This window comes from Coleofasciculus sp. LEGE 07092 (genome assembly GCF_015207375.1).
Classification (GTDB): Bacteria; Cyanobacteriota; Cyanobacteriia; order Cyanobacteriales; family Coleofasciculaceae; genus LEGE-07092.
The window spans coordinates 1-6,422 of record NZ_JADEWY010000212.1; the positions used below are offsets into that span (position 1 = coordinate 1).

At 46.8% G+C, this 6,422-nt stretch carries 5 protein-coding genes; 4 read left to right on the forward strand and 1 reads right to left on the reverse strand.

The genetic code is table 11. The annotated features are described in order from the left end of the window. Window positions 1-28 precede the first annotated feature (28 nt). Window positions 29-1,651, reverse strand: coding sequence for a peptide ligase PGM1-related protein (locus IQ257_RS28375; RefSeq protein WP_193881770.1), 1,623 nt, complete (start codon window positions 1,649-1,651; stop codon window positions 29-31). Window positions 1,652-2,269: 618 nt separating this feature from the next. On the opposite strand from IQ257_RS28375, the gene IQ257_RS28380 reads away from it, so the two are divergent. From IQ257_RS28380 to IQ257_RS28395, 4 genes are all read left to right on the forward strand, one after another. Then, the gene (locus IQ257_RS28380; RefSeq protein WP_193881772.1) at window positions 2,270-3,013 is read left to right on the forward strand and encodes a Uma2 family endonuclease; all 744 of its coding nucleotides are present in this window, start codon (window positions 2,270-2,272) and stop codon (window positions 3,011-3,013) included. 157 nt (window positions 3,014-3,170) lie between these two features. Further along, the gene (locus IQ257_RS28385) at window positions 3,171-3,398 is read left to right on the forward strand and encodes an indolepyruvate ferredoxin oxidoreductase subunit alpha (protein ID WP_193881776.1); all 228 of its coding nucleotides are present in this window, start codon (window positions 3,171-3,173) and stop codon (window positions 3,396-3,398) included. Between the two features lie 107 nt (window positions 3,399-3,505). Continuing rightward, window positions 3,506-4,249 (forward strand): ABC transporter ATP-binding protein, encoded by a 744-nt coding sequence (locus IQ257_RS28390; RefSeq protein ID WP_193881779.1) that lies wholly within the window; start codon window positions 3,506-3,508, stop codon window positions 4,247-4,249. 409 nt (window positions 4,250-4,658) lie between these two features. After that, complete coding sequence (locus IQ257_RS28395) at window positions 4,659-6,338, forward strand: iron uptake porin (RefSeq protein WP_193881782.1); 1,680 nt, start codon at window positions 4,659-4,661, stop codon at window positions 6,336-6,338. Window positions 6,339-6,422 lie beyond the last annotated feature (84 nt).

The following is a 6,422-nucleotide window of genomic DNA, read 5'->3' on the forward strand; positions in this document are numbered from 1 at the left end:
GTCCCCCTACTCCCCTACTCCCCTACCTCTAATCGTTGCAATATTCGCTAATACTCCAACCCATGGGCAAACTCGGATAAGACAACGAATCGTCAGAGTTGGTATTCGGATTGGTTTCCTCATCCAGTACCTGCACCACTTGGTTGTAGAATTCTTCTGCCTGTTGCATAGAGTCTCCAATGCAGGTTAAGCCAAGTTTGCCAAATTCTGAAAGTGCGCCCATCAGGTGGAATACGCTGCCGGTGCGGGTACTGCTATCAAAATGTAGCCGATGGTGAGTGATGATATCCATCAAATCGTTGGGCATTAACCCTCGATAGCGCTCTTTTTGCAAGTTGTCTGTGGCAATGTAGTATTTTTCTCGACCTTGTTGGCTGTAAAAAAGACCCGTTGAAAGGTCATAACGACCGTTGGTTAAATACTTGAGTGTCATGAATGGGTGGGTGGTGCCACCTTTACGCAGGTTGATTTCAATGGCTTGTAAATCCCACGGTTGTGATGTGTTATCCGGTTGATGAACGGCTATAAAATCGACACCGTAACGCTCGATTGCGCCTTTTTTAGCCAAAATCTTACCGATACGCATCCCCAAATTTTGCAGGCGCAGTCGATAGGCTTCATCAGCCGGAAATCGGCAACCTAGATAAATTTGATCGTCGGGTCCTCCTAAGACTTGATCATGGGTAGAGAGAATTTTGACCTCACCATTAGGGGTAATATAGCCTTGGACGCTGGGCGATCGCTTTTCGTCTCCTTCGATAAATGCCTCAACAATGGCACCCAATTCTGGGATGCGACTGGAAAAATGCGCCCAGGTTTCGCTCTTTGCCTGAAAGCGCAAATGCTCTAAGCGATCGCTCAAGGCTGTTACTCGTTGTTCATGGGAAGCTTGTCCGGGAGCTACATCTAAAATAGGTTTCAAGTCAAGGAGAGCATTCCCCTCACCCGAAAAGCCTTCATTGAGCTTAATCACCATCCGCTTTAATGAGGGTTGGCGTTCCCATAACTCAGCAGCCCCTTCTATTAAATCCTTAACTGTCCAAATGCTCTCACTGCCATCGGGACAGGGTACGCCACTCCTCTTAAAAATATCTCGACTGCCACTTTTAGTCCCCCAGTAGAGCAAATCGGGATCAGGAGCGAGCAAGGGAATACCCAGTTGCACCGATAATTCTCGCTCTAGGTTCGTGGAATTGTAACATACCATGTAAGATTTTTTGGGACGCAACGCCTGACGAATCCGATGCATTAAGCGGGGACGCTCTAAGATTTTTTGGCTGAGAGGTTTGCGAGAGGAATCATAGGGAGTCATTAACAACAGGCGTTCGCGGGCATGAGAGAAGGGAATTCCCGGTAATAGCTGCAAATAGTAATCAATTATAATCGGCGACAGAGGTTGTGCCGTAACGTAAATTAAGCGGGTACGGGGATTGCGCAGCCGAATCAAGGAAAATAGTAGCCGTTCTTCGTAGTGCAAAAAGCCGGCGATCTTCCCTAATTCTCGCTGGTCAACACTCACCGACGGTACGACTAAGATATCATGGTCATCTTGGTCAAACAGGTCAACGCTCTGCCAGCGATCGCGCAACTGACTCTGAAGCTGTCGAAATTGTTCTGCTTGTGTCGAGGAAGGCTGATTAAACCTGTGCATGACCCGTAATCTGCCTCAATTCTGATAAAAGTCATCTTAACTGACAGATTGTACCTTCCTTAAGCTGATTGAGGAATAAATTAATTTGCCACAGTCGTTCAATATTGTCGTATTGCCTCGTGGTACTTGGGGTGTAGTTTGGAGCTAAAGTCAGTTTTAGGAGTGATGGAAAAGGGGGGGACAATGCGATCGCACTCTTTTTATCACCGACTGAATACAATGCAAGCAAAATGGTTATAGTAGCGTTGTAAGGGCTGCTGATTCTGGAACTATGTCATACAGTGATTTTAAAACGATTGATCAAGCAATCAATCCCTAGTGACTGCTCCGGTTTTAACCTTAGTTGAAGCTAAAGATAATGATATCCGCTAAGTTGTTAGCCCATCGAGAAGGGTTAGCTAGCCGTCCTGTACCATCCACACCAAAAAGCCCAAAATTTGTTCCACAGGAGGAAGGGGATAAATTATCAGGCATCAACTGTTCGCTCTGGCGGGATGCCTATCACAAGTGTGAATGCAAAAAGCGATCGCTGAATCGTGCCAGTTCGTGCGAGATTACACGTAGGCACCCGTGCGATCGCTACAATATGACCACAACCCGTAAACTGAGGCTCTCAGTATGGTACAACAACTACCAGCCATCATTTACCCTGATAGCGACGGTCAACCCATGGCAGACAATACTAAACAATTTCGCTGGATTGTCGTTATCAAAGAAAACATAGAACTCTTGTTTGCCACCAACCCTGACGTATTTGTTGCAGGGGATTTGCTCTGGTATCCTGTCGAAGGAAAGAACCAGCTTCGCCAAGCACCTGATGTCATGGTAGTGTTTGGCAGATCAAAAGGAGATAGAGGTTCTTACAAGCAATGGGAAGAAGGTAATATTCCCCCACAAGTTGTCTTTGAAATTCTCTCTCCCGGCAACCGCCTCAAAGCAATGGCTCAAAAATTCCAGTTTTACAAACGCTATGGTGTAGAAGAATATTATGTTTATGACCCCGATGGCATGGAGTTAATTGGGTGGTGGGGTTCTGGAGAGGAATTAGAGGCGATTGAAGAAATGAACGGTTGGGTGAGCCCCCATCTAGGAGTAAGGTTTCAACTCACATCTGACACAATGGAAATTTTTTCCCCTTCAGGAGAACGGTTTCTTACCTATGTTGAACTTGCTCAACGCGCTGAACAGGAACGTCAACGTGCTGAACAGGAACGTCAACGTGCTGAACAGGAATGCCAACGCGCTGAACAGGAACGTCAACGTGCAGATGAAGCACTGACTCAGTTAGAACAGGAAAAACAACGATATCAGGCATTAGAAGCGTTACTGCGAGAACGAGGAATTGATCCAGAACAGTTGTGAAATTCCATACCTAACCTAATAGATTAATACAATCGCCCTTGTAATCAGTTGCTTTCTCGCAGTCTGAAACTAACGGAAGCTCCAGAATTAAATACAAACCATTAGGATCGAAGAGAGACTCACTCAAAAGAGTTAACTGATTACGAGAGGGAACACCGTGTCACACACCATTGTTACAGAAACCTGCGAAGGCGTTGCCGATTGCGTTGATGCCTGTCCAGTTGCCTGCATTCATCCAGGTCCTGGCAAAAATGTCAAGGGGACGGACTGGTACTGGATTGACTTTGATACCTGCATCGATTGTGGTATCTGTCTACAGGTATGCCCTGTAGAAGGAGCAATTCTACCCGAAGAACGACCGGATTTGCAAAAAACACCGAAATAGTTTACTGTCCTTTGTCATTGGTCTTTTGTCCTTTATTAGTGGTTGATTGTTCAAAGTTGATTGCAGCGACTAATGACCAATAACTAATGACCAATAACTAATGACCAATGACAAACGATTCTGCCCCCCTACTTGAATTGAAAGATGTCCATGCAGGGTATATTAAAGACCTCAATATCCTGCAAGGGATTAATTTTCGGATTTATCCGGGTGAATTGGTGGCGGTAATTGGACCCAATGGCGCGGGGAAATCCACTCTCGCTAAAACTATCTTTGGGCTATTAACCCCCAATCAAGGCACAATTACCTTCAAAGGTGAAGATATCACTCGTTTAAAGTCCGATCAAATCGTGCGGCGGGGGATGTGCTACGTTCCCCAAATTGCTAACGTTTTTTCTTCTCTCACCGTTGAAGAAAACCTGGAAATGGGGGCGTTTATCCGCAATGCTTCATTAAAACCCCTCAAACAAAAAATTTTTACGATGTTCCCTAGACTGGCTGAACGGCGGCGTCAACGGGCGGGGACGCTTTCGGGTGGAGAACGACAGATGCTGGCAATGGGACGGGCATTAATGTTAGACCCTGACTTGTTACTATTGGATGAACCGTCAGCCGCGCTATCTCCTATTTTAGTTAATAGCGTATTCGAGCAAATTCAAGGGATTAATCAAACCGGGAAAGCGATTGTTTTAGTAGAACAAAATGCCCGAAAAGCCTTGGCAATGGCTCATCGGGGGTATGTGTTAGATTCAGGACGCGATCGCTTTGAAGGACCGGGGCAAGAGTTACTTAATGATCCGAAGGTGGGAGACTTGTATTTGGGAGCGACTAAAGGTAAACTCGCAGGTTAATTTAGTGGCATAACCCAAGTCCGTCGGCTTGATTATCAATACTATAGCAGTGGACACATATCTTAGGACAAACTCTGGTAGAGACGTTCCGCCGGAACGTCTCTACTAAATTCATATATGTCCTAACCGTCTTGGCAGTTGCTATACATGGAAGCTATAGCAACAAGCCATCAGGGGTTTTAACCACTGCCTCATAGCTGAAGTCGTCTATGGAAAAAATTGGCAGATTTGGGTATATCCTGCTCCTTATCAAGCACATTTGACTGTGCGTTCTAAACTATAGAACACTTCTCCCAGCACCTTCTTTTCGCAGAGAAATTGAACTTCTCAATCAATTTCCTCAAAACTCTTGGCATCTGAGCCATTCAGGGATTAACAATGAGGAAGAGTGTGAGGATTAAACGTGCAAATGTGTCAAATTTGGCAGAAGTTTCTGCGGGTTAGCCCCGCGAATCTACTCATGTTTTTGGTTTGGTCGAGTGGGGCAGTTGCCGCAGACGAGTCAACCCCTGCTATCGTTGGACAACATCCCCTCAGCGAAACCTTGACCGGAGAACTACAACCTGAACTGGAATCAAATGAAAACTTAGCCGACCCAACGGCAGACCTGTTAGAACAAATTAACCAATACAATAACGAGACAGAAGCTGATACTCCCTTACCCCAGATTAATAGTGTTTCGCAGCTATCGGATGTGCAACCTGAGGACTGGGCGTATGAAGCTTTGCGATCGCTTGTGGAACGATACGGCGTTATTGCAGGTTATCCTAATGGTACATTTCAAGGTAATCGCTCAATGACTCGCTATGAGTTTGCGGCTGCCTTAAGTAGCGCTCTCGATCGCATTCAGTCCCTTATCGTTAGCCGTAGAGATGCCGTCCCGCCAGCAGACTTGACGGTTTTAGAACAGTTAACCGACGAATTTATCTTAGAACTGTCGTTACTGCGCGGTGATGTGGATGCTCTCACTGCCCGTACTGCGGAACTGGAACTGACCCAATTTTCCACTACAACCAAACTGAATGGAGAGGTTATCCTTGGGGTTGCCGGAATTGTGGCGGGGGACGATGCCCAAGGGAATGATATCGACGATGTAACGGTTTTAGGTCATCGCACCCGTTTGAATTTAGAAACCAGTTTTACAGGGCGGGATTTACTGAGGACTCGACTGCAAGCAGAAGGGTTGGGTGCTCTGAAGAAACGTACTTTGACTCCTGAAGGAGAATTGGCATTTACGGGTGCTACCGATAGCGACTTAGAAATCAACGCCTTGCTCTACAGTTTCCCCATTGGCAGTCGTACCCAAGTGGTTGTAGCCGCAAATGGTGGAGCCGCCGATAACTTTACGGATACAATTAACCCTTTCTTTGATGGTGACGGCGCTAGTGGGGCAGTCTCTCGCTTCGGCACTCGCCCCTCTATCTACTATCTAGTTTCCGGTGCGGGTGTGGGGGTTAGACATACCCTTAGCGATAATCTAGAGGTGAGCTTGGGTTATTTAGCCGGAGATGCCGGGAACCCCTCTCCGGGTGCAGGTTTGTTTGACGGTTCCTATGGGGCAATTGCTCAAGTCACGTTTCAACCAAGCGATCGCGCCAGCATTGGTTTGACCTATGTTAATGCTTACAACCAAGACTTTCAAACAGGCAGCAACGACGCAAACTTATTCAATCGACTGGGATTACCTGTCGCAACTCATTCCTATGGGATAGCTGGCTCGGTGCAAATCAGCCCTCGTTTCATCCTAGGTGGCTGGGCGGGATACACAACAGCACGGGTGATTGATGAAGGGGACGCCAGTATCTGGAATTGGGCAGTAACGCTAGCATTTCCTGACTTAGGCAAAACGGGTAATCTGGCAGGGGCGATTATCGGTATGGAACCTAAAGTCACAGACAGAGACGACCGTTTAAACGAGTTAGGAATTGACGATTCCAGCACATCCTTCCATCTAGAAGCCTTCTACCAATACCAGTTAACCGATAATATCACCATTACACCCGGAATTATCTGGCTCACGGCACTCGACCACGACAGTGCTAATGAGGATGTGGTGATTGGGACGCTGCGAACAACCTTTCGTTTTTAAAGTGGATACTGGGTGTGGATACTGGGTGTGGGGAGCTGGGGAGACTTCGGCGTGAGCGCTCAGTCGAACGCTGGGGTGCAGAGG

Coding starts and splice junctions, on each gene's coding strand:
- IQ257_RS28375 (WP_193881770.1), bottom strand. CDS start 1,651: ATGCACAGGTTTAATCAGCCTTCCTCGACACAAGCAGAACAATTTCGA.
- IQ257_RS28380 (WP_193881772.1), top strand. CDS start 2,270: ATGGTACAACAACTACCAGCCATCATTTACCCTGATAGCGACGGTCAA.
- IQ257_RS28390 (WP_193881779.1), top strand. CDS start 3,506: ATGACAAACGATTCTGCCCCCCTACTTGAATTGAAAGATGTCCATGCA.
- IQ257_RS28395 (WP_193881782.1), top strand. CDS start 4,659: ATGTGTCAAATTTGGCAGAAGTTTCTGCGGGTTAGCCCCGCGAATCTA.